General features: G+C 58.3%; 19 protein-coding genes. 8 read left to right on the forward strand and 11 right to left on the reverse strand.

From position 1 onward, the window contains the following. Nucleotides 1–146: 146 nt before the first annotated feature. Nucleotides 147–242: a YnaM/YnfT family protein gene (locus tag KHQ23_RS26520; RefSeq protein WP_271229884.1), complete on the reverse strand. Its 96-nt coding sequence runs from the start codon at nucleotides 240–242 to the stop codon at nucleotides 147–149. Between KHQ23_RS26520 and KHQ23_RS01705 the strand changes: the two genes are divergently transcribed. From KHQ23_RS01705 to KHQ23_RS01720, 4 genes are all read left to right on the forward strand, one after another. Beyond that, nucleotides 202–303 (forward strand): hypothetical protein, encoded by a 102-nt coding sequence (locus tag KHQ23_RS01705; protein ID WP_223174880.1) that lies wholly within the window; start codon nucleotides 202–204, stop codon nucleotides 301–303. The two genes, KHQ23_RS26520 and KHQ23_RS01705, sit on opposite strands and share 41 nt — an antisense overlap. Nucleotides 304–528: 225 nt before the next feature. Then, the gene (locus tag KHQ23_RS01710) at nucleotides 529–726 is read left to right on the forward strand and encodes a hypothetical protein (protein WP_071888938.1); all 198 of its coding nucleotides are present in this window, start codon (nucleotides 529–531) and stop codon (nucleotides 724–726) included. A 22-nt stretch (nucleotides 727–748) separates the two neighbouring features. Beyond that, nucleotides 749–1,222 carry an Hsp20 family protein gene (locus tag KHQ23_RS01715; protein WP_002903808.1) on the forward strand — a complete coding sequence of 158 codons (474 nt, stop codon included), beginning with the start codon at nucleotides 749–751 and terminating at the stop codon, nucleotides 1,220–1,222. 165 nt (nucleotides 1,223–1,387) lie between these two features. Then, complete coding sequence (locus KHQ23_RS01720) at nucleotides 1,388–1,900, forward strand: 2-oxo-tetronate isomerase (RefSeq protein WP_002903810.1); 513 nt, start codon at nucleotides 1,388–1,390, stop codon at nucleotides 1,898–1,900. A 20-nt stretch (nucleotides 1,901–1,920) separates the two neighbouring features. Here KHQ23_RS01720 and KHQ23_RS01725 read toward each other — a convergent pair whose 3' ends face one another. Together KHQ23_RS01725 and kbvR are read right to left on the reverse strand one after the other, a co-directional pair. After that, nucleotides 1,921–3,138 (reverse strand): diguanylate phosphodiesterase, encoded by a 1,218-nt coding sequence (locus KHQ23_RS01725; RefSeq protein ID WP_004143607.1) that lies wholly within the window; start codon nucleotides 3,136–3,138, stop codon nucleotides 1,921–1,923. A gap of 551 nt (nucleotides 3,139–3,689) precedes the next feature. Continuing rightward, nucleotides 3,690–4,301 (reverse strand): LuxR family transcriptional regulator KbvR, encoded by a 612-nt coding sequence (kbvR, locus tag KHQ23_RS01730; RefSeq protein ID WP_002903816.1) that lies wholly within the window; start codon nucleotides 4,299–4,301, stop codon nucleotides 3,690–3,692. 310 nt (nucleotides 4,302–4,611) lie between these two features. On the opposite strand from kbvR, the gene KHQ23_RS01735 reads away from it, so the two are divergent. Beyond that, nucleotides 4,612–5,538: a helix-turn-helix domain-containing protein gene (locus KHQ23_RS01735; protein WP_073553705.1), complete on the forward strand. Its 927-nt coding sequence runs from the start codon at nucleotides 4,612–4,614 to the stop codon at nucleotides 5,536–5,538. A 26-nt stretch (nucleotides 5,539–5,564) separates the two neighbouring features. Here KHQ23_RS01735 and KHQ23_RS01740 read toward each other — a convergent pair whose 3' ends face one another. The 5 genes from KHQ23_RS01740 to ltnD are packed head-to-tail and all read right to left on the reverse strand — an operon-like array spanning nucleotide 5,565 to nucleotide 10,566. Then, nucleotides 5,565–6,929 carry a GntP family transporter gene (locus KHQ23_RS01740; RefSeq protein WP_004209818.1) on the reverse strand — a complete coding sequence of 455 codons (1,365 nt, stop codon included), beginning with the start codon at nucleotides 6,927–6,929 and terminating at the stop codon, nucleotides 5,565–5,567. A gap of 57 nt (nucleotides 6,930–6,986) precedes the next feature. Beyond that, nucleotides 6,987–7,769, reverse strand: coding sequence for an HPr family phosphocarrier protein (locus KHQ23_RS01745; RefSeq protein WP_032434491.1), 783 nt, complete (start codon nucleotides 7,767–7,769; stop codon nucleotides 6,987–6,989). A 4-nt stretch (nucleotides 7,770–7,773) separates the two neighbouring features. Beyond that, the gene (locus KHQ23_RS01750; RefSeq protein WP_002210516.1) at nucleotides 7,774–8,394 is read right to left on the reverse strand and encodes an aldolase; all 621 of its coding nucleotides are present in this window, start codon (nucleotides 8,392–8,394) and stop codon (nucleotides 7,774–7,776) included. Next, complete coding sequence (gene otnK, locus KHQ23_RS01755; RefSeq protein WP_004190239.1) at nucleotides 8,387–9,652, reverse strand: 3-oxo-tetronate kinase; 1,266 nt, start codon at nucleotides 9,650–9,652, stop codon at nucleotides 8,387–8,389. Before otnK ends, KHQ23_RS01750 begins: the two co-directional genes overlap by 8 nt. An 11-nt stretch (nucleotides 9,653–9,663) precedes the next feature. Further along, complete coding sequence (ltnD, locus tag KHQ23_RS01760; protein WP_032414898.1) at nucleotides 9,664–10,566, reverse strand: L-threonate dehydrogenase; 903 nt, start codon at nucleotides 10,564–10,566, stop codon at nucleotides 9,664–9,666. Nucleotides 10,567–10,827: 261 nt separating this feature from the next. Here ltnD and KHQ23_RS01765 point away from each other — a divergent pair, with 261 nt between their 5' ends. Then, nucleotides 10,828–11,589 (forward strand): DeoR/GlpR family DNA-binding transcription regulator, encoded by a 762-nt coding sequence (locus KHQ23_RS01765; protein WP_002210513.1) that lies wholly within the window; start codon nucleotides 10,828–10,830, stop codon nucleotides 11,587–11,589. A 20-nt stretch (nucleotides 11,590–11,609) separates the two neighbouring features. On the opposite strand, the gene KHQ23_RS01770 is transcribed toward KHQ23_RS01765, so the two are convergent. Beyond that, nucleotides 11,610–12,470 carry a broad-spectrum class A beta-lactamase SHV-1 gene (locus KHQ23_RS01770; protein WP_001620095.1) on the reverse strand — a complete coding sequence of 287 codons (861 nt, stop codon included), beginning with the start codon at nucleotides 12,468–12,470 and terminating at the stop codon, nucleotides 11,610–11,612. A gap of 297 nt (nucleotides 12,471–12,767) precedes the next feature. Here KHQ23_RS01770 and KHQ23_RS01775 point away from each other — a divergent pair, with 297 nt between their 5' ends. Both KHQ23_RS01775 and KHQ23_RS01780 read left to right on the forward strand, forming a co-directional pair. Then, on the forward strand, nucleotides 12,768–13,028 hold the full coding sequence (locus KHQ23_RS01775) for a hypothetical protein (RefSeq protein ID WP_004183954.1): 261 nt from the start codon (nucleotides 12,768–12,770) through the stop codon (nucleotides 13,026–13,028). 86 nt (nucleotides 13,029–13,114) lie between these two features. After that, nucleotides 13,115–14,203, forward strand: coding sequence for an AAA family ATPase (locus tag KHQ23_RS01780; RefSeq protein ID WP_001620097.1), 1,089 nt, complete (start codon nucleotides 13,115–13,117; stop codon nucleotides 14,201–14,203). Nucleotides 14,204–14,233: 30 nt separating this feature from the next. Here the strand turns inward: KHQ23_RS01780 and KHQ23_RS01785 are convergent, their stop codons facing one another. Together KHQ23_RS01785 and KHQ23_RS01790 are read right to left on the reverse strand one after the other, a co-directional pair. Continuing rightward, on the reverse strand, nucleotides 14,234–15,499 hold the full coding sequence (locus tag KHQ23_RS01785; RefSeq protein ID WP_038991780.1) for an MFS transporter: 1,266 nt from the start codon (nucleotides 15,497–15,499) through the stop codon (nucleotides 14,234–14,236). A 54-nt stretch (nucleotides 15,500–15,553) separates the two neighbouring features. Beyond that, nucleotides 15,554–18,661, reverse strand: a complete 3,108-nt coding sequence (locus tag KHQ23_RS01790) for a beta-galactosidase (RefSeq protein ID WP_029602384.1) — start codon at nucleotides 18,659–18,661, stop codon at nucleotides 15,554–15,556. Nucleotides 18,662–18,747 lie beyond the last annotated feature (86 nt).

Here is an 18,747-nt window from a genome sequence, read left to right on the forward strand (position 1 = left end):
TATGAATTGCTTTTTCAAAAATACCTTTTGCAGGCGCGGGTCCTTGAGGAGATTGCGCTTGAGCGAAACCTGGGGTGGTCATTGATAAAAAGGGGCGGGGTAGACCCGCCGCTGCGGAGGGTGAACAGCAACGGCGTACAACAGAATCAGTTATCAGGATTGTTGGAAATGCTTTTCCACACCATTCCCAGGCCGATCAACATCGACGCGAAGAGGGCGAACAGGGTGGTTGAGATAAAAATGCTGGTCATGGCGGTGCCTCAGAAAGTGCGTATGCAGATCATTAGGCACGGTGTCGGATGAAAGGTTCCTTACCCGGCCGGGTATATTTTCACCAGCGGCGTCCGGTTGACGGCAACAAGGCGAATGCCACGTCGAAGCGCCGCTGTTGGCAAGGGGACCCTGACAGGCAGCCGGGTTGCTAACCGCGCTGTTCAAGGGGAGAATACACGACGGCAAAGGGGGAGCGATTCGGACGTTGACATCCCCTTAAACAAGTTATATATACATGTCGCTTCTGTTTATTGAATGTTAAACAGCATCAGTTATGGGACTCAGAAGCGCCACAGCCCCCGCCGTCGGGCGGGGGTAACTTCGCCACCGGCATGCTTATTTTTAACTGAGGCTGGCGAAGAAAAAATTTTTATTTCGGGTCTTGAAAAACGCGCCTTAGATATTATTTTATATAGCGGACAAGCAATGCTTGCCTTTATGTTGAGCTTTTGAATGGATATTCAGGAGGTTAATTATGGCACTCAAAACCTTGTCAGCACTCCCGGTATTTGCTGATTCTCTTTTTGCCGATCGCTTTAATCGTATTGACCGTCTTTTCAGCCAGTTAACGGGCGATACGCCGGTGGGCACTTTACCGGCTTATGATTTACAGAAAGTCGACGACAGCAATTTCCTGCTCAGCGTCAGCGTGCCTGGCTGGAAAGATGATGAGCTGGAAATAGAAACCGTAGGGGGGAATCTGCATATTTCCGGGAAACGCCAGGAAACCGATGCCTCGACAGACAGCGGTGAACGCTGGATTTATAAAGGTATCCGCCGCGCTAATTTCCAGCTCAGTTTCTCTCTTCCTGAACACGCCCAAATTAATCAGGCGCAGCTGGATAGCGGCATCTTAAAAATAGCCATCCACCAGGAGATCCCGGAGAGCGAAAAACCGCGTAAAATTGCGATCGAGAATCAGGGGCGCGTGATAGAACATAAAGTTTGATTCACCGTTGTTCCGAGGATGTTACCTTAAAGGCCCGCCCTGCGGGCCTTTATCCTTTCTCCCTGAAAATATAAATGGCCCCCCGACGACAAAGAAATCGATATGCTATTCTGTTAACAGACGCAGTGAGTCTGCTATTTCTTTCAATTTCGGCGAGGAGGAAGAATGACTGACGAGATCGATAGCGACGCAAACAATACGCATGAACTAACCGCTGAAGTGGCTCGGGCGCTGATCGCGCGCGGTTGGCGACTGACCACGGCGGAGTCCTGCACCGGAGGGAATCTGGCGGCAGCGCTCTGTGCCCAGGCGGATACCGCGGCATTTTATGATACCGGCGTAGTGACCTTCAGCGATGAAGCCAAGCGCAACGTGCTGCAGGTTCGCGCGGAAACCCTGGCGGTACACAGCGCCGTCAGCGAAGCCTGCGTTCAGGAGATGTCCTCTGGTATTCTGGCGCTCGCCGGGGCTGATATCGCCATCGCCGTCAGCGGCTACGCCGGACCGGAGGGCGGGGAAGATGGTACCCCCGCCGGCACGGTATGGTTTGCCTGGAATTTTCGCGGCCAGACTGAAACCAAACGGATGTGCTTTGCCGGCGACTGTGAGACCGTGGTGGCGAAAGCGGTACGATATGCCCTGGCGGCGCTGAGCGAAAAGCTTGCCCACTGGCAGTGACGATGCCCGGGGGCGCGGCCTTACAGGTCCATTGCCTGGCGCGCTACCGGCCAGCAGATCTCGCCGATGCCGTTAAGGCAGGGTCGGGAAAAGAGAAAGCCCTGAAACAGGCGTATGCCCACCGACTGCAGCCAGCACCACTCCTCCAGGGTTTCGACACCTTCAGCCACCACCGTAATGCCAAGATCCTCGCAGCAGCGGACGACCGAGGCGACAATCGCCTGTTTGGTGCCGCTAATATGGATATCGCGCACCAGTTCCGCATCCACTTTGATTTTATCAGGCTGAAAACGGGTCAGTAACGACAGGCCGGAATAACCTGCGCCAAAGTCGTCGATGGCCAGCTTCATGCCCGCGACGCGCAGGGCTTTGAGCACCTTGCGGAACTGGTCGAAGCAGGTGATCACTTCTGTCTCGGTGACCTCGATCAGTACCTGATCCGGTCTGAGGCCGGCCGCCAGCAGGCTGTCCATCAGCCAGCCTACGGCGTCAGGGTGGTGATACAGCGATCCGGGCAACAGGTTAATCGCCAGCTGATGTTTCCCGAGCGGCAGCTGGCCGGCGAGAGCGAATGCATACGCTTTGCTTTCAAGATCAAAACGGTAGCGATCCTCCGCCGCAATGGCGGCAAACATTTCCACGGGAGAGCCGCCGGTTGGGCTGCGGATCAGAGCCTCAAAGGAAGAAACTCGCTTTTTAGCCGGCTCGACAATAGCCTGCAGAGCAAACTGGCAAGGTTGACCGGGCAGGTGCTGCGGCGCGGCCGTACCTGACGCGGGCATCATCATCCAGCGAGAGGGCTGCAGCGGCTCGGGCAGGCAATAGCGGCCGCCGTCGGCAATGAAGGCGCTAAGCAGCCGGAACATCCGGTCGTTGACCGGTTCGGTGACCCCAAACGTGCTAAAGCGCAGAATTTCCTCCAGCGCGCCATCGGTTTCAAACAGCCGGAGATCCAGTATGCGCATTCCGGTGCCGTGAAAACGTCGGTAGGCTGAGTAATCGCGCATCAGCTCCACTACGTCGCGATGACGCGGGTCGCTTTGGATTTCGCTGAACAGCGACTCAAGTGCCTCCTCAGTCCCTTCCAGGACCTGGAAAAACTGCAGGCCGTTAAACAGCAGAATGCCGGTGATGCCAAGGGGCAAATTTTTACTGCTGGCGCGATGGACTAAAGCGTCGAGATCGACGGGCGGGCGGTCAGGATGAACCTGGCTGCGGTAAATCAGGGTGGTTAGCATAGTTGTTACGATCGCTCCCGCGGCATAAGAACATCCGCGCTCAGCATGCAAGATGAGTATGACCTGACCCTAAAGGAGGGCGAGGCTGATATGTACAAACATTCAACCAACCGTGATGTCCGCTACGCGGAACGCGAGCTTCACTTTGTGATTCCCTTCACTGTACAGGGAATTACACATTTGGCTATCTTTTTCTCATCCTCAATGCAAAAAGACGCTAACAGGCCTCTCATTCCCTCCTCAGACACTGGCGCTGCGTCTTATTTTACCTGTTAATATTCGCTACCAGGAATTATCCTACCATTCTATTTCCCACTCTCAAAAATGAGGCGCTGGTCTTGCCTGAATATAATCGAGTGAATATTATCACTCTAAATTAAATCCTTTTGTAAGGTTTGATATGAGCGACTTCTTTATTATTTTGTGTCTGATTTTATGTCCCATCATTTCTTTTATGGAGTGGCTTTTCCTATATTCAGGAAAGGCGCAAGAGACGGTATGTTTTCCGTTCCAGAAGATGATTGTTTGACAGAATAAAATGACGAGTTGTATCAGCGTTTGGCGAGCAGTTGCACAAGGTTGTTAAACTGCTGACGGCTATTCAAATTAAATTTACTCATAATATTCTTTTTATGTGAATGAATCGTTTTGGGACTAATATTTAGCGCAGCGGCGACTTCATGCGGGCTCAGGCCAATACTGAACGCGTAAATGACTTTGGTTTGCGCGTCGCTGACCGACCTGCAGGCGCAATTAATGCAACGCCGCAGACGATTGAACGGCGGGTCTTGCCGCGGTAGCAGCGGACGTTCAATGGCGTTAGCTATCTCATCTTTCAGCCGCTGAACGCGAGCGTGAGGCGGCATAAATACCGCATGCTGCAGACAATTCGGTAAACCCTCATCTACGGTAGCGTGTTCATTGTCCGGGAAAATAAAAAGCGTATATTGTTCCGGGGCATGCTGAAAAAGATCCTGGCACAAGTACCACTCCCCCGCGACCATTTCCGTGAATATCACATCAGCTTGCGCCATCGATCCTGCATCCCATTGTTGAGAAAACTGATAGTGTGGCCGCCCGGCGGCCTTCATCGCTTCATCAACCAGTTCAGCAATAGCGACTCGCAAATAGTGATTTTTTATATTGAACAAAAAATTAGTCATATAACTTCCCTGTGGGCATTAAAAAACATATCTGGATAAATTAAAGAATATAATGATGATGCAGGTACTATTTTTAGCCGTGGTAATCTAAGGGATGTTTTCCATTAATGCAATATCTGGTGGGGAAAGTGAGATAACGGTATATTGATATGCGAAAGTTCCTAATAAACAAAACCTTAAGCATATATTTGTAACTATTTAAAGCCGTTTGCTGTTTTTTTATTTTTGCGATGCATAAAAAGCTTAGTGATAGCCGCGCTCTGTTGTTAAAATTAGCGGAGGACAAGAATACAGGATGTATGCCGTACTTATGAAGCAGATGCTCTATTTGAAAAAGCTGGCGTGGCTGGAGGATAATATCTATTGTAACCCGGCGATCGATGACCTGGCGCTGTATATGGGCTATTCACGTCGGTTTGTGTACGACGTGTTTTACCAGTATGGCCAGTTACCCATCGGGCAGTATATTCGTCTGCGGCGGTTGACCATCGCAGCGGTCAGTCTGCGCTTAACACGGCAACCGATCGCCGCTATTGCCTGGCAGTTAAGCTATGACTCGCCGCAGACCTTTTCCCGGGAGTTTAAGAAGCGCTTTTCGCTCTCGCCACGTGAATACCGTTGCGCGGCGCACTGGGACACGGCAAAGCTGTTGAAAAAGTTTCACCCGGACGGAGAGAGCCTACCTCTGGCTCGTTTTTTTTCTCTGCCGGAACAGGTCTATTACGGCTATCCGATGAAGTATGAACTGCGCCTGTCGGATTTGGTGTTGCAAAGCACCGCTAAGACGAGCATCAGACAAAAGGTTGACCGTTTTTTCACCGCTGGCGGAGGCTCGCTTTCCGTACTTTCCGACTACGCCGCGGCGAGTAAAAATGAGCTTAACGTCGAGGTTAACGCTTTTGTCGGCTGTCATGAGGCGGGAAAGCTGCCCCCCGCGCTGGCCATGAAAAGCTCGCTGACAACCCGGTCAGGGCTTTATGTCGGGGTTGAATTCTACGGCAGCTGGTCACGTTATGCTCGTTTATCCAGCGATCTGTATATGGAGCTGCTGCCATCCCTGGGGGTAAGTCGTCGGGACGGCTATGACATTGAATGTTTTATAACCCGCCATGCGGAAGGCGAAGAGGCAGGGGACAGGCGCTATCGCGTACGCTATTTTATCCCGGTGACGCTGTCGGCAGCGGGTCTGCGGTCTGACAGCGGTAGTGGGTCAGGGCCTGCGCCGGGGCGAAGTTAAGGTGGCCGGAGCCACCCAGGTTAACATCAAAGCGCAAACCACAGCAGCCAGGTGATGAGAAAGCCCGTCACCCCCATGATGGTTGTCAAGACGGTCCAGGTTTTGAGTCCATCCGGCACCGAGAGTCCGAGATAGCGCGTGACGACCCAGAATCCGGCGTCGTTGACGTGCGACAGCCCGAGCGAGCCGAAGCAGGTCGCCAGCGTCACCAGCACCAGTTGCAGCGGCTCCAGACCGACAACCGCCTGCGACAGCAGACCGGAGGTGGTGAGGATCGCCACGGTGGCCGAACCCTGCGAGGCTCTGAGCACCAGCGATAGCAGAAAAGCGGCGGGCATCAGCGGCAGATGTATTGTCTCCAGCGCCTCGGCTAAGGCATTACCGATGCCGGAAGCGACCAGTACGCCGCCAAAGGCGCCGCCGGCGCCGGCGACGAGGATCACGTCCGCCGACGAGGGGATCGCGCTGCCGGTGACTTCGCCCAGCTTTTTCAGGCTCATCCGCCGACGGATGCCCAGCGTCCAGCTGGCCAGGCCCAGGGAGATCAGCAGGGCGACCGGAGGGGTACCAATGACGGTCATCAGCTGGCGAACCGCGCTTTCCGGCAGCAGAAGCGCCTGACACAGCGTCCCGGAAACAATCAGCATGATGGGCACCACGATCAGCCCACCGATAACCAGCGCATTCGGCGGCGGCAGACGGGTCTGCTGCGCGTTAACCGAGAGATCCGGTACTTCCGCCGTTTGTTGCTGCTCCAGCACGTTAATCGACAGATGATAATGGCGCCGATTGATAAACCGGGCGACAAAATAGCCCACGATACCGACGACCACCGACACCCCAATCCCCGCCAGCATCAGCCAACCGACATCGCTATGCAGAATGCCTGCCGCAGCCGCTGCGCCAGGATGGGTGGGCAGCGCCACGTGGACGGTTAACATCACGCCGGCCATCGGCAGGCCAAACTTCAGCGGCGACACGTGGGCGACTTTGCTGAAGCCGTAGATTAACGGAATGATGATGATAAAGCCGACTTCAAAAAAGACCGGGGTGCCGAGAATAAAAGCCACGATGGTTAAGGCGGCAATGGTTCGTTTTGCACCCAGTACGCCGGTCAACGTTTTCGCCAGCGATTCGGCGCCGCCGGACATTTCAATCAGCACCCCCAGCATTGAGCCCAGAATAATAATGCTGGCGATGTGGCCAAGCAGGCCGCCCATGCCTTTTTCAATGGTGGTTATAATTTTATCTGCCGGAATGCCGGTGGCGAATGCCACCAGCAGACTGACGATCAGGAGCGCCACAAAAGGATGTGCTTTCGCTTTGATCACTAACAGGAGCAACAGCACTACGCTGGCTAACGCAATAAGTAACAGCGCCGATGTCGACATAGGTTTGCCTCGGGTATTAACAGGTGTACAGAGAGTTATTTTTTTAGAAAACGGCGTTTATTTTTTCCGGTAGGGCGAGAACCACCCCAGCCCGGAAAGCGTGTCTGTCCGGGGGATATATTCGCAGCCGATCCAGCCGTCATAACCGGTTTTATCCAGTAGCGCATAGAGCCACGGATAGTTTATTTCGCCCTCATCCGGTTCATGACGGTCGGGCAGGGAGGCAATCTGAATATGGCGATACTGGCCGGCATATTCGGTAATAAGATGGCTTAAATTGCCGTCCACCTTCTGCGCGTGAAACAGATCTAACTGCACCGCCAGGTTCGGCCTGTCGACCCGTTTCACCATCGCCAGCGTCTGATATTGACTGTGGTAGAGATAGCCCGGTTTGGTCTGCGGATTCAGCGCTTCGATGAGTATCCGCTTGTCGTGGCGGGCAAAGCACTCCGCGGCGTAGCGCAGATTATCGATAAGCACGGCCTCGCAGGCTGCGCGATCCGCTCCCGGCGGCACCACGCCGGCCATGATATGCACCTGCGGGCAACCGAGCTGGCAGGCATACTCCAGCGCCAGCTCAATATCGCGTCGGGCCTCCGCGCTTCTCCCGGGGATGGCGGCGAGCCCCCATTCTCCGGCGTTGACGTCGCCGGGTGGGGTATTGAACAGCACCAGCTGCAGCTGGTTCTCCTGCAGGCGCTGTCTGATTTCCCCGGCGGCATACTCATAGGGAAACAGAAACTCAACGGCTTCAAATCCCGCCCGGGCAGCGGCGGCAAAGCGTTCCATGAACGGCAGTTCGGTAAACAGCATGGATAAATTTGCAGCGAATTTTGGCATGGTTTTATCTCAGTTCTTTCACTTCGTCAGCGGTCAGGTAGCGGATCTCGCGGTTGCCGAGGGTAAATATCAGCCGTGCGGTCTCTTCCAGTTCCTCGGTATTGTTGGTGGCTTCGCGCAGCGATGAGCCAGTAACCACCGGTCCGTGGTTGGCCAGTAAAAAGGCGTTATAGCGGGGCGCCAGCCCGGCCAGCGCCTGGGCAATACGGTCATCGCCCGGCCGGTAGTAGGGAACCACCGGGACGTCGCCGACGCGCATCACCACATAGGGGGTAAAGGGGCGGATACAGTTGTGCGGATCGAGCCCCTGCAGGCAGGAGAGCGCGGTCAGATAGTGGCTGTGCAAGTGGACGATCGCCTTGCAGGCCGGGTTGTGCAAATAGACCGCCCGGTGAAAAGTGACCTCTTTCGACGGTTTGTCGCCGGAGATCCATTCCCCTTGCAGCGTCACCACCGACAACCGCTGAGCCTGCAGTTCGCCGAGGCAGGCGCCGGTCGGCGTCGCCAGCAGGTTGCCGTCCGGCAGCAGCAGCGACAGATTGCCAGCGGAGCCGGTGGCATAGCCGCGGCTAAACAACGAGGCGCCAATCTGCACCATTTCCTCTCGCAGTTGTTGCTCAGTCATGACGAAACTCCTGCTGGGCACGGGCAAAGAACTGGATATCGCCGAAGTTACCTGACTTCAGCGCCAGGGAGAGCGGCTGGCGGGTGTCACGCACCCAGGGCACGCCAGGGGAGATGGTCGGCCCAATATGGAACGCCTCAACCCCCAGGGTCTGCGCCACAATGCTCGACGTTTCCCCTCCGGCCACAATAAAGCGGGTAAATCCTTTCGCCTTCAGGGCGGCGGCAAGAGCGGCAAACAGCTGTTCCACCCGTTCGCTGCTGGCCTTGTCGCCATACTGCGCCTGGATCCGCTGCAGCGTTTGCGGCTCGGTGGTGGCATAGATCATCGGCGCCAGCGGCGCATCGCGCTGCGCGTCCACCCAGTCAGTCAGCGTCCTGACGTAGCTCTCCAGATCGGTAAAGCAGGCGCTTAAGTCGACGGCGCGGGCGGGGGCCTGTTGACGATAGGCCGCCACCTGGCTGTTGGTCATCACCGAGCAGGAGCCCGAGAGCACCACCGCCGGGCCGGCCAGCGGCATGCCGGCCTGAGCGCTTTCCCCCCTGGCGCCATGGCGCTGCGCCCAGTCGCGGGCGAGGCCGATGGCGAGGCCGGAACCGCCGGAGACCAGCTTCATCTCCCGCAGCGCCACGCCCTGGGTGAGCAGATCCTGTTCGCTGAGGGCGTCGAGCACCACATAGCGCACCGCCGGATCGTTGACTGCCGCCAGCGCGGCGGCGACCGCCTCCGGCCCCCGGGCGACAATCGGCCAGGCAATCAGAGCGGCTTTTCCGCGCCCCTGGCGCTCAATTAAGCGGCCCAGGTGCGCATCCTCCATCGGCGTCACCGGATGGTGGCGCATCCCGGACTCATTCAGCAGTTGCTCGCCGACGAACAGGTATCCCTGATAGACCGTGCGGCCGTTAACCGGCAGCGCCGGGGAAATCACCGTCCGCGTCTCACCCAGCTCGGCCAGCAGGGCATCCAGCACCGGGCCAATGTTACCCTGCGCGGTGCTGTCGAAAGTGGAACAGTACTTGAAATAAAACTGCTGACAGCCCTGGGCCTGCAGCCAGCGCAGGGCCGCCAGCGACTGGCTGACGGCCATTTCCGCCGGGCAGGAGCGGGTTTTCAGGCTGATGACCACCGCCTCGCTGGTCAGCGGAAGATCGCGGGTCGGCACGCCATTCAGTTGCACCGTCGGCATGCCGTTGCGCACGAGGAAGCTGGCAATATCCGTGGCGCCGGTGAAGTCATCGGCAATGACACCAAGCTGCATGTTGTCTCTCCTCACTGTTTATGGCCCGGCAGGGTGATGCCGTTGAAAATCTTGATCACCGCGCTGTCATCTTCCCGACCGAATCCGGCATTACTGGCGGAGGTGAACATATTCAGCGCGGTGGTAGCGAGCGGCAGCGGGAAGGTCAGCGCCCGGGCAGTGTCATTCACCAGCCCGAGATCTTTGACAAAAATATCGACAGCGGATTTTGGCGAGTAATCGCCATCCAGGACGTGCTGCATGCGATTCTCAAACATCCAGGAATTACCCGCCGCGTGGGTGACCACGTCATACATCGTCTCCAGTGGGATCCCGGCGCGGGCGGCAAGCGCCATCGCTTCGGCGGCAACGGCGATGTGCACCCCGGCCAGCAGCTGATGGATAATTTTTACCGTCGAGCCAAGACCAATGTCGCTCCCGATGCGGTAGACTTTGCCGGCCACGGCCTCCAGCACCGGCGCGAGGCGGGCAAAGGCGGCATCGCTCCCGGAGGCCATCACCGTCATGTCGCCGGCGGCCGCTTTCACGGCGCCGCCCGATACCGGCGCGTCGAGCATCAATAGCTGGTACTCCGCCAGCGCCTCGGCAATGGCCTGAGCATCGGCGGAGGCGATGGTGGACGACACCATCACGACGGTGCCCGGCTTCAGATGGGCGGCGAGGCCGCTCTCGCCGAACAGGATCCCCCGCACCTGGGCGGCATTGACCACCAGCAGCACAACTGCATCCAGTTCCGCGGCGAACGGCACCGCGCTGGGGCCCGCGCCTTTGGCGCCCGCCGCCAGCAGTGCGCGACAGTTGTCGGGATTGATGTCAACGCCCCAGGTGTTCAGGCCCGCCTGCAGGCAGGCGCGGGCGGCGCCCATGCCCATTGAACCCAGTCCAATCACGCAGACGTTAGTGTGTGCAGCCATGCTGGTCTCCTTGTGAACATTAGTTAATTAATGTGATTTAATGATAGAATAAAGCGTTATCATGTGAATTTATGTGAGAGTTATCACGAATAACCCACATGAATATAAAAAATTCACAGGCGGAAAGAGGCTGCACAGCGGCGATTCTTGCCCTAAAATAGCGTAAAAAACAGCGGCAAAGCGCGATAACAACACCGGGTGTCGCCAGGGCCGTAGCCTGGGTGGTGACGCCTGGTGTGAAAAAATGGTAAGGGGAGAGCGGTGATTCCAATAGAACGACATCAGCGTATTTTAGCCCTGGTGGAGCAGCGTGGGGCGGTAAGCATTAACGAGCTGACGGAGATCCTCGGCGTGTCCCATATGACCATCCGTCGGGACGTCAGTAAACTGGAGGAGCAGGGGCTGCTGGTCAGCGTCTCGGGCGGCGTACGCGCCGTCAGCCGGCTGGCCGCGGAACCCAGTCATCTGGTGAAAAGCACGCTGCAGAGTGAGGAGAAACAGGCGATCGGCGCGCTGGCGGCGAGTCATATCGCCAAAAACAGTTGCATCTATCTGGATGCCGGGACTACCACCCTGGCGCTGGCGCGGGCGATCCTCGACCGGAACGATCTCCAGGTGGTCACCAATGATTTTGAGATAACCCAGCTGCTGATCGATGCCAGTCAGTGCGGCGTGATCCACACCGGCGGCACTCTGTGCCGGGAGAACCGCTCCTGCGTGGGCGAATCGGCGGCGCGTACGTTACGCCACCTGGCTATCGATACGGCCTTTATCTCCGCCAGCGGCTGGGACAGTCGCGGGATATTCACCCCTGATGAGAACAAGGTTACCGTCAAGGAGACCGTCAGCCAGGTCAGCGCGAGAAGCATCCTGCTGTGCGACAGTTCGAAATACAATCAGGTGGCCACGTTCATGGCGTTACCTTTGACCCGGTTCACCACCATCATTACCGACCGGCATCTCTCCGATGCCGCCGCCAGTCATATCGCCCGGCACGCCTGCGAGGTGCTACGAGCCGGATAACGCGCGCGGCCACCGCCGGGTTAGCGTTGCCAGTGCTCGATCAGCGCCGCGCCGATCCCGGCGATTTGCTGATTTCGCTCGGCCATGCTCGCCGGCGTATCCCGCAGATAAATCACCACGATGCGCTCTGCTTTGTTATTCGGGCCAAGCAGGGCGACAATCCCGCGCGCACCCCGTTCGCCAGCTCCGGTCTTATCGGCGATAAACCAGCCCGCCGGCAGCACGGAGCGGATCAACGGTCCGGCGACCCGATCGTCCACCATCCACTGCAGCAGCTGCCGTTGCGAACGGGCGCTCAGACGCTGGCTGGTCAGCAGCTTGCGCAGGGTCGCGGCCATGCTGGCCGGGGTAGTGGTGTCGCGGGCGTCGCCGGGAAGCGCCTCATTCAGTTCCGTTTCCCAGCGGTCAAGGCGGGTGACGTTGTCGCCGATCTGGCGCAAAAAGGCAGTCAATCCTGCGGGGCCGCCGACGGTGGCCAGCAGCAGATTGGCGGCGCTGTTATCGCTCATGGTAATGGCGGCGGCGCAGAGTTCGCCGACCGTCATGCCGTCGGCAAGGTGTTTTTCGCTGACCGGCGAGTAGTCCACCAGATCCTGCTGGCGATAGTGGATCTTTCGCTCCAGCTGTTCGTCACCGGCATCCACCCGCGCCAGCACTGCGCCGCAGAGCACTACTTTAAAGGTGCTCATCATGGGAAAGCGTTCATCGGCGCGCCAGGCGGTCAGGGTGCGGCCGCTGGCCAGATCCATTTCTATCATGCCTACGCGGCCCGACAGCTGGCTTTCGCTTAGTTTAATTTGCTCAAGCGGCTGCGGGCTGGCGTGTACCGCCAGCGGCAGGGTGGCTAACAGGGAGATAATACACAGGCGAATATAACGCATAACCACAATACATCCTTGAGTGAGGGCCGATAAAGGCGAGTAAAGAAGCGACAAATAAGAATAACCCGGCGTTTTGCTGATTCACAATTCCTCTTTTTTCCTTCATCATTTGTCATCTTTTATTTCGAATAATCAATATCTAGCCCTGCCTAAGCACGCTATTTTTTGACTCAAGGCCGTGATGAACTATAAGAAAGTACTAAATACCGCACTCTGTCGGGCGTCGCTGTTTGCCGATCACCACGCCCGCCGGTCCCTGCGGTTCGCCAACGCTATATGCCATCCCGGGAGGAACTGGTGCACCCGATAATTAAGGTCATGCTGGTGGGCGGTAAGGCGGACGGGCTGTTGGTCAGCGTCGCCGATGACGCGACCGAGGTCTCGGTGACGCCTGCGCAGTACGGTGCGCTATCCGGGCAACCGTTGAGCTACCGAATTGTTAGCCAAACCATTGACGATGAACGCTATTTTTTTGGCGTTTTCAGCGACGCCCATCAGGATAGCGATAAGCTGAAGCGGGTCGCCCTGACCCGTGGAATGAAAAAAATGTTCTGTTAAACCCTGCCCGAAAGGGGGCGTAAGAGGGTATGCCGGGCGCCGCTGTGCTACTGTGGCAGCCTTCTATTTCCAGGGCCGGACGCATAATGATTCAGTACATTCGTATTCAAAATTTTCGCTCAGTGAAGGATATCGCGCTGGAGCTCGGGCCGCTGAACATTGTCTTCGGCCCTAACGGCTGCGGTAAATCCAATATTTATAACGCCATCCACCTGCTGACCGCTGCCGCTGAGGGCAGGCTTTCGGGGTTTATCAGCGAAGAGGGCGGTCTGGAGAATATGATGTGGTCCGGGGAGCGTTCGCCCCTCGATCGTCACCCCCGCCGGCTGCAAATCGCCTGCCGGACCGACAGCTTCGATTATGAGCTGCAGATAGGCTTCCCTGAAAAATTGCCCTATCCGACGCAATTCATGCTCGATCCTATCGTTAAAGAAGAGAATATCTGGCTGGCCGGCTACTCCCGCCGGCCTTCCTCCCGCGTACTGCAGCGCAAGAATCAGGCGGCGTTTCTCGTCGATGTCACCGGGGAGAAAAGTACTTTCACCGAGAGTATTTATGAAAATGAGTCGGTGTTCGGTCAGCTTGGCGAGCCGCACCGTTTCCCCGAAGTATCGCGAGTGCGGGAGACCTTGCGCCGTTGGCGGTTTTATCATGAATTCGCGATTGGCCGTCATTCGCCGCTGCGTCAGCCGGCCGTGGGTTACCGTTCGCCAGTCCTCGACAGCGATGGCCAGAATCTCGCCGCCGCCTTTCAGACCATTGTCGAGATCGGCGCGGAGGAGATTTTGCATGAAATCCTTGCCGACGCCTTTCCCGGCTGCCAGTTTTATTGTGAAAACGAGCACTCGCGTTTCGCTCTGAAAATGCGTCGCGAAGGGATCCGCCGCCCGCTGCTGGCGGCGGAGATGTCCGACGGTACGCTGCGCTTTTTGTGCCTCGCCGTCGCGCTGCTCAGTCCACGCCCGCCGGCGTTTCTGGCGATCAATGAACCGGAGAACAGCCTGCATCGCGACATGTTGCCCGCGCTGGCCCGGCTGATTATCGAGGCCTCGCGCTACAGCCAGATCTGGCTGACCAGCCACTCGGCGGAGCTGGCGGAGCTTATCGCCGCCGGGGCGCCTTGTCAGCGCTATGCGCTGGAGAATCGCGGCGGGGAGACGCGGATTGTCGAGTGAAGCCCGTCATCCCTGACGGGGGCGCTGGAGTCAGGCGGGGCTCTGCGTCTCTGCGGTCGGCAGCAGACGGTTGCCGCCGCGTAGGGTGACGAACGAGAGCAGGGTGAAGCTCAGGGTCATGCAGCCGAGGATCAGATAGGCCTGATGGAAGCCGACGGTGTCGTACATCCGGCCCACCCAGGCGGAAAGCACCACCCCGGACAACTGTTTTGACAGATTAAAACCGATCAGGAACAGGGTGGCCGAGAGGCGCGGGTTAAAGGCGGAAGAGATATATTTAAAAGTTCCCACCAGCAGGAAGGGGATCTCAAACATATGCAGCATCTTGAGGATCACCACCTCGACTGCCGATGAGGCGAAGGACGACCCGAGAATACGCACCGACATGATCATCCCCGCGGTCAGCAGGGCGTTTTTGGCGCCGATGCGGTTAACGATGGCCGGCGCGCAGAACATGATCAGCGCGTTGAGCAACTCGCCGCCGGTGGTGACGAAGCCAAACACTTCGGTACCGCGCTGCGGACTGGCGAAAAAGCTTTTGAAAAAGTTGGCGAACTGCTGGTCAAACACGTCGTAGACGCTGGCGACACCCACCACATAGACGATAAAGCCCCAGAAGCGCGGCATACGCAGCAGCTCTGCCGCCGTACGCAGCGAAAAGGCCTGGCGATTGGCGCCCAGCGCCTCGATAACCTGGGCGCTGTTGCTGCTTTCCGGCCGCGACAGCCAGAGCAGCAGACCGAGCACCAGCGCAAAGCCGGAGGCGATCCAGAAGGTGATATTGGGATCGATGCCGAACAGCACGCCGGTTATCGAGGCGCATAGCGCCCAGCCGACGCAGCCTGCGACCCGCACTTTGCCATATTCAAAGCGGTTGGCCCGGCTGACGCGTTCGATATAAGCTTCCACCGCCCCGGAGCCGCTGGAGAAGACAATCCCCAGGTAGATCCCGCCTACCAGCGAACCAGCGATAATATTCATCTGCAGCAGCGGAGAGAAAACGAAAATAAAGAATGGCGCGAACAGAATTAACAGTACCGTAATGGTCCACAGCAGATGTTTGCGCAGGCCGAGCTTATCCGACATCAGGCCGAACACCGGCTGAAAAATAATGGCGAATAACGCGATAGACGAGAAAACGATCCCGGTTTCCGTTTTAGTTAAGTGGTTAACGTCCGCCAGCCACACCGGAAAAAACGGGAAGTAGGCCGACATAATGAAATAGTAAAAGAAAAAGAACAGCAGGAAATAGACGAAATTATGCCGTTCTCGTGGCGCCAGTTCTGAGAATTTCATCACCATGATCCCTTGTTATTCTGTTTGTGGGGTGGGGGCTGTCGCCCCCACGGATTAAAAGCAACGCAATGAGACCTCGTACTGCCAGCGCGTTTGGCTCAGGAGCCACTGCGGCAGCACGCTGGGGGTCCAGGAGTCATCGCCTCCCACCCCCATATGCAGGCCGTCGAGGGTGATCCACACGCCGTCTTCGGCCTGCATCTTGTGCCAGTGGTCGGTCTCCATCAGCTGACGGGTGCTCCATGGCTGAACGGAGAAGTGGAAATGACCGCTGATGTGCCAGCGCCCCCAGTCCAGCGCCTGGGTATCACAGCGCAGGCCGTTTTCCGTCGGGAAGATATAGGGGGTGGTCATCGCCGCCAGCGGCTGCTCCCAGCGGGCGAAGCAGGCGCTGCTCCGCCGGTCGGGGTAGTTCTCATGCGGCCCCAGACCCAGCCAGCTCACCGGCGCCTGCTGATCCGCCACCTGGAAGTGCAGCCCGACCCGCGGCAGCGGCGGCAGGGTTTCCGCCCGTTCGCCGTCCACCGCCAACCGCAGGGTTCCGTCAGCAGTGAAGTGCATGCGCCAGTGGCTGACAATCACTACCTCTTCGCCGCGCAGGTAGTGCCAGCGGCAGTCGACGAGGGTTTCATTTGCCAGGCGCTGCGCATCGCACTGGACGCAGTGCGCCTCAAGATCGTACAGGCCGGCGCTTTTCCAGCGCTCCACCCAGGCGTTGGGGTCGATACGCTCTACTTCGCTGACCCCGATGTCGTTGTCGAGCGGCGCGCGAATAAACTGGTCACGCAGGGGGGTCAACAGCTGCTCCTGACCGCCAATCGACCAGCGGCTCAGCAGACCCGTCCGGCGATCGATGGTCCAGCATTGCGAACCGGCGCGGATCTGCCAGACCTCATCGCTGACGATAAGATCCGGAGCGCCGGCAGACACGGTGGGCGCCGGCAGCGCCAGCGGGGCGGGCAGGGGAAACTGTTGCCAGGCGACGCGGTGCTCCGCTTCTGACCAGGCGGTCGCCTGGGGCTGGGTCACCTCCAGCGTCAGCCACACCGCGCGGGCGCCTTCAGGCAGGATCAGGCTATCGAGCAGCGTTATCTCGTCGCTGCCCTCAGGGGGCAGCGCCAGGGTCAGGTCGCCGTGATACAGGGGTTCACCGGCCGCCTGCACCTGCCAGCGCAGCACTTCGTTATCGGTTGGGCGGAACAGGTATTCGCTGATGATGCGCACCCGCAGCGGCGAGGTCGACAGCAGCGTGAACTGAAAATACTGCTGGGCGTGCTTTGCCTCCACCAGCGACGGATGCGGCGTGCGATCGGGAAACACCAGACCGTTCATACAGAACTGGCGATCGTTAGGCTTATCACCAAAGTCGCCGCCATAGGCCCAGCCGACGCTGCCGTCGGCAAAGGTTTTGCGGATCGCCTGGTCGGCCCAGTCCCAGATAAACCCGCCCTGCAGCCGCGGATACTCGCGAAAGGCCTGCCAGTAATCGGCGAAGTTGCCGAGGCTGTTGCCCATCGCGTGGGCGTACTCGCAAAGGATCAGCGGCCGCTGCTCACCGGGCAGGCTGATCCATTTTTTGATCCCCCATTTGGGGACCGCCGGGATCGGCTGGTCGCGTTCGATGCGGGCGTACATCGGACAGATAATATCGGTGGCGGTGGTATCCGCGCCGCCGCCCTCGTACTGCACCGGACGGCTCGGATCGTTGCGTTTCAGCCAGTGGTACAGCGCTTCGTGGTTGCCGCCGCCGCCGGACTCGTTGCCCAGCGACCAGATGATAATGCACGGATGGTTGCGGTTGCTCTGTACCATCCGGGTGACGCGGGCGCTGAAGGCTGGTAGCCACGCCGGATCGTCGGACAGCCGATTCATCGGCACCATCCCGTGGGTTTCAATATTGGCTTCATCGACCACGTACAGACCGTAGCGGTTGCAGAGTTCATACCAGCGCGGCGCGTTGGGATAGTGCGAGCAGCGCACGGCGTTAAAGTTGTTCTGCTTCATCAACAGAATGTCCTGCACCATATCCGCCTCGGTGACCACCTGCCCGCGCAAATGATGATGCTCATGGCGGTTAACGCCGCGGATCAGCAGCGGTTTACCGTTGAGACGCAGCAGGCCATCGGCAATCTCGATGCGGCGAAAACCGATGTCCCACGCTTCGGCCTCCAGCAGTTCGTCGCCGCGCCACAGGGTGACCACGGCGCGATAACAGTTCGGGGTTTCCGCGCTCCAGTGCGCCGGCGTCGCCACCGCCAGGGAGAAATCGACCCGTTCCGCGTAGTGGCCGCGCTCATCCACCGTCGGGGTACCTAACGGCTGCCGCCCGGCGGCGATCTGCTCCTCGCCGCGCCACAGGCTAACCCCGACGCTGAGCCCGGCAAGCGCCGCCTCAGTCGCTTCGATGGTCGCCTGGACCTGCAGAGTGCCGTCGCGATAGAGGGCGTCAAGGGCTGGCGTCAACTGCACGTCGCATAGCCGTTGCTGCGGCTTATTCAGCAGCCATACCGAGCGGAAAATGCCGCTCATCCGCCACATATCCTGGTCTTCCAGCCAGCTGCCGGCGCTCCAGCGCATGACCATCACGCACAGGCGGTTGTCGCCCGGACGCAGGAAGGGGCTGAGATCGAACGCCGCCGGCAGGCGACTGTCCTGCGAATAGCCGACCCACACGCCATTGCACCACAGATGAAACGCCGAGTTGACGCCATCGAAAATAATCTGCGTTTGCCCGTTCTCGCGCCATGTGTCCTCAACCGTAAAGTGCAGGGAGTAGCAGCCGGTCGGGTTATCCTCCGGCACCCGCGGTGGGGTGGTGTCGATGGGATAGCGGACGTTGGTGTAGATCGGCGCGTCATAGCCCTCCATCTGCCAGTTGGAAGGCACAGGCGTGCCGCGGCAGTCCGGTAGATCCTGCGTCAACCACTGCGCATCGACGGCAAACGGGCTACGGGCGTAAGAGAACTGCCACTCGCCGTCCAGTTGACGGCGGCGGGATGAAGGTAGGTTATCGCGGGCGGCAAGCTCATCGCGCCAGCTGGCGAAAACGGGATGCGCTGGCAGGCGGTTAAGGTGGGTAATGGTCTGGTTCTGCCAGTCTTCACGGGCGAGGACGGCGTGAAAGTCAGGAGTGTGGCTGCGGCCGGTATCGCTAATTTGCATATTAAACCCCGGTAAGTCATAAATTGTCGTTCGCTAAACAGGATGATTAACGTTATCGGGTAATTTGTTTTGTCCAGCAATCTCGG

The sequence above is a fragment of the Klebsiella sp. 64 genome, from assembly GCF_018223915.1.
Lineage (GTDB): Bacteria > Pseudomonadota > Gammaproteobacteria > Enterobacterales > Enterobacteriaceae > Klebsiella > Klebsiella pneumoniae.

Excerpts from the sequence above, each read along its gene's own strand:
- KHQ23_RS01710 (WP_071888938.1), top strand. The coding sequence starts at position 529 with ATGTTAAACAGCATCAGTTATGGGACTCAGAAGCGCCACAGCCCCCGC.
- KHQ23_RS01715 (WP_002903808.1), top strand. The coding sequence starts at position 749 with ATGGCACTCAAAACCTTGTCAGCACTCCCGGTATTTGCTGATTCTCTT.
- KHQ23_RS01720 (WP_002903810.1), top strand. The coding sequence starts at position 1,388 with ATGACTGACGAGATCGATAGCGACGCAAACAATACGCATGAACTAACC.
- KHQ23_RS01725 (WP_004143607.1), bottom strand. The coding sequence starts at position 3,138 with ATGCTAACCACCCTGATTTACCGCAGCCAGGTTCATCCTGACCGCCCG.
- kbvR (WP_002903816.1), bottom strand. The coding sequence starts at position 4,301 with ATGACTAATTTTTTGTTCAATATAAAAAATCACTATTTGCGAGTCGCT.
- KHQ23_RS01735 (WP_073553705.1), top strand. The coding sequence starts at position 4,612 with ATGAAGCAGATGCTCTATTTGAAAAAGCTGGCGTGGCTGGAGGATAAT.
- KHQ23_RS01740 (WP_004209818.1), bottom strand. The coding sequence starts at position 6,929 with ATGTCGACATCGGCGCTGTTACTTATTGCGTTAGCCAGCGTAGTGCTG.
- KHQ23_RS01745 (WP_032434491.1), bottom strand. The coding sequence starts at position 7,769 with ATGCCAAAATTCGCTGCAAATTTATCCATGCTGTTTACCGAACTGCCG.
- KHQ23_RS01750 (WP_002210516.1), bottom strand. The coding sequence starts at position 8,394 with ATGACTGAGCAACAACTGCGAGAGGAAATGGTGCAGATTGGCGCCTCG.
- otnK (WP_004190239.1), bottom strand. The coding sequence starts at position 9,652 with ATGCAGCTTGGTGTCATTGCCGATGACTTCACCGGCGCCACGGATATT.
- ltnD (WP_032414898.1), bottom strand. The coding sequence starts at position 10,566 with ATGGCTGCACACACTAACGTCTGCGTGATTGGACTGGGTTCAATGGGC.
- KHQ23_RS01770 (WP_001620095.1), bottom strand. The coding sequence starts at position 12,470 with ATGCGTTATATTCGCCTGTGTATTATCTCCCTGTTAGCCACCCTGCCG.
- KHQ23_RS01780 (WP_001620097.1), top strand. The coding sequence starts at position 13,115 with ATGATTCAGTACATTCGTATTCAAAATTTTCGCTCAGTGAAGGATATC.
- KHQ23_RS01785 (WP_038991780.1), bottom strand. The coding sequence starts at position 15,499 with ATGAAATTCTCAGAACTGGCGCCACGAGAACGGCATAATTTCGTCTAT.
- KHQ23_RS01790 (WP_029602384.1), bottom strand. The coding sequence starts at position 18,661 with ATGCAAATTAGCGATACCGGCCGCAGCCACACTCCTGACTTTCACGCC.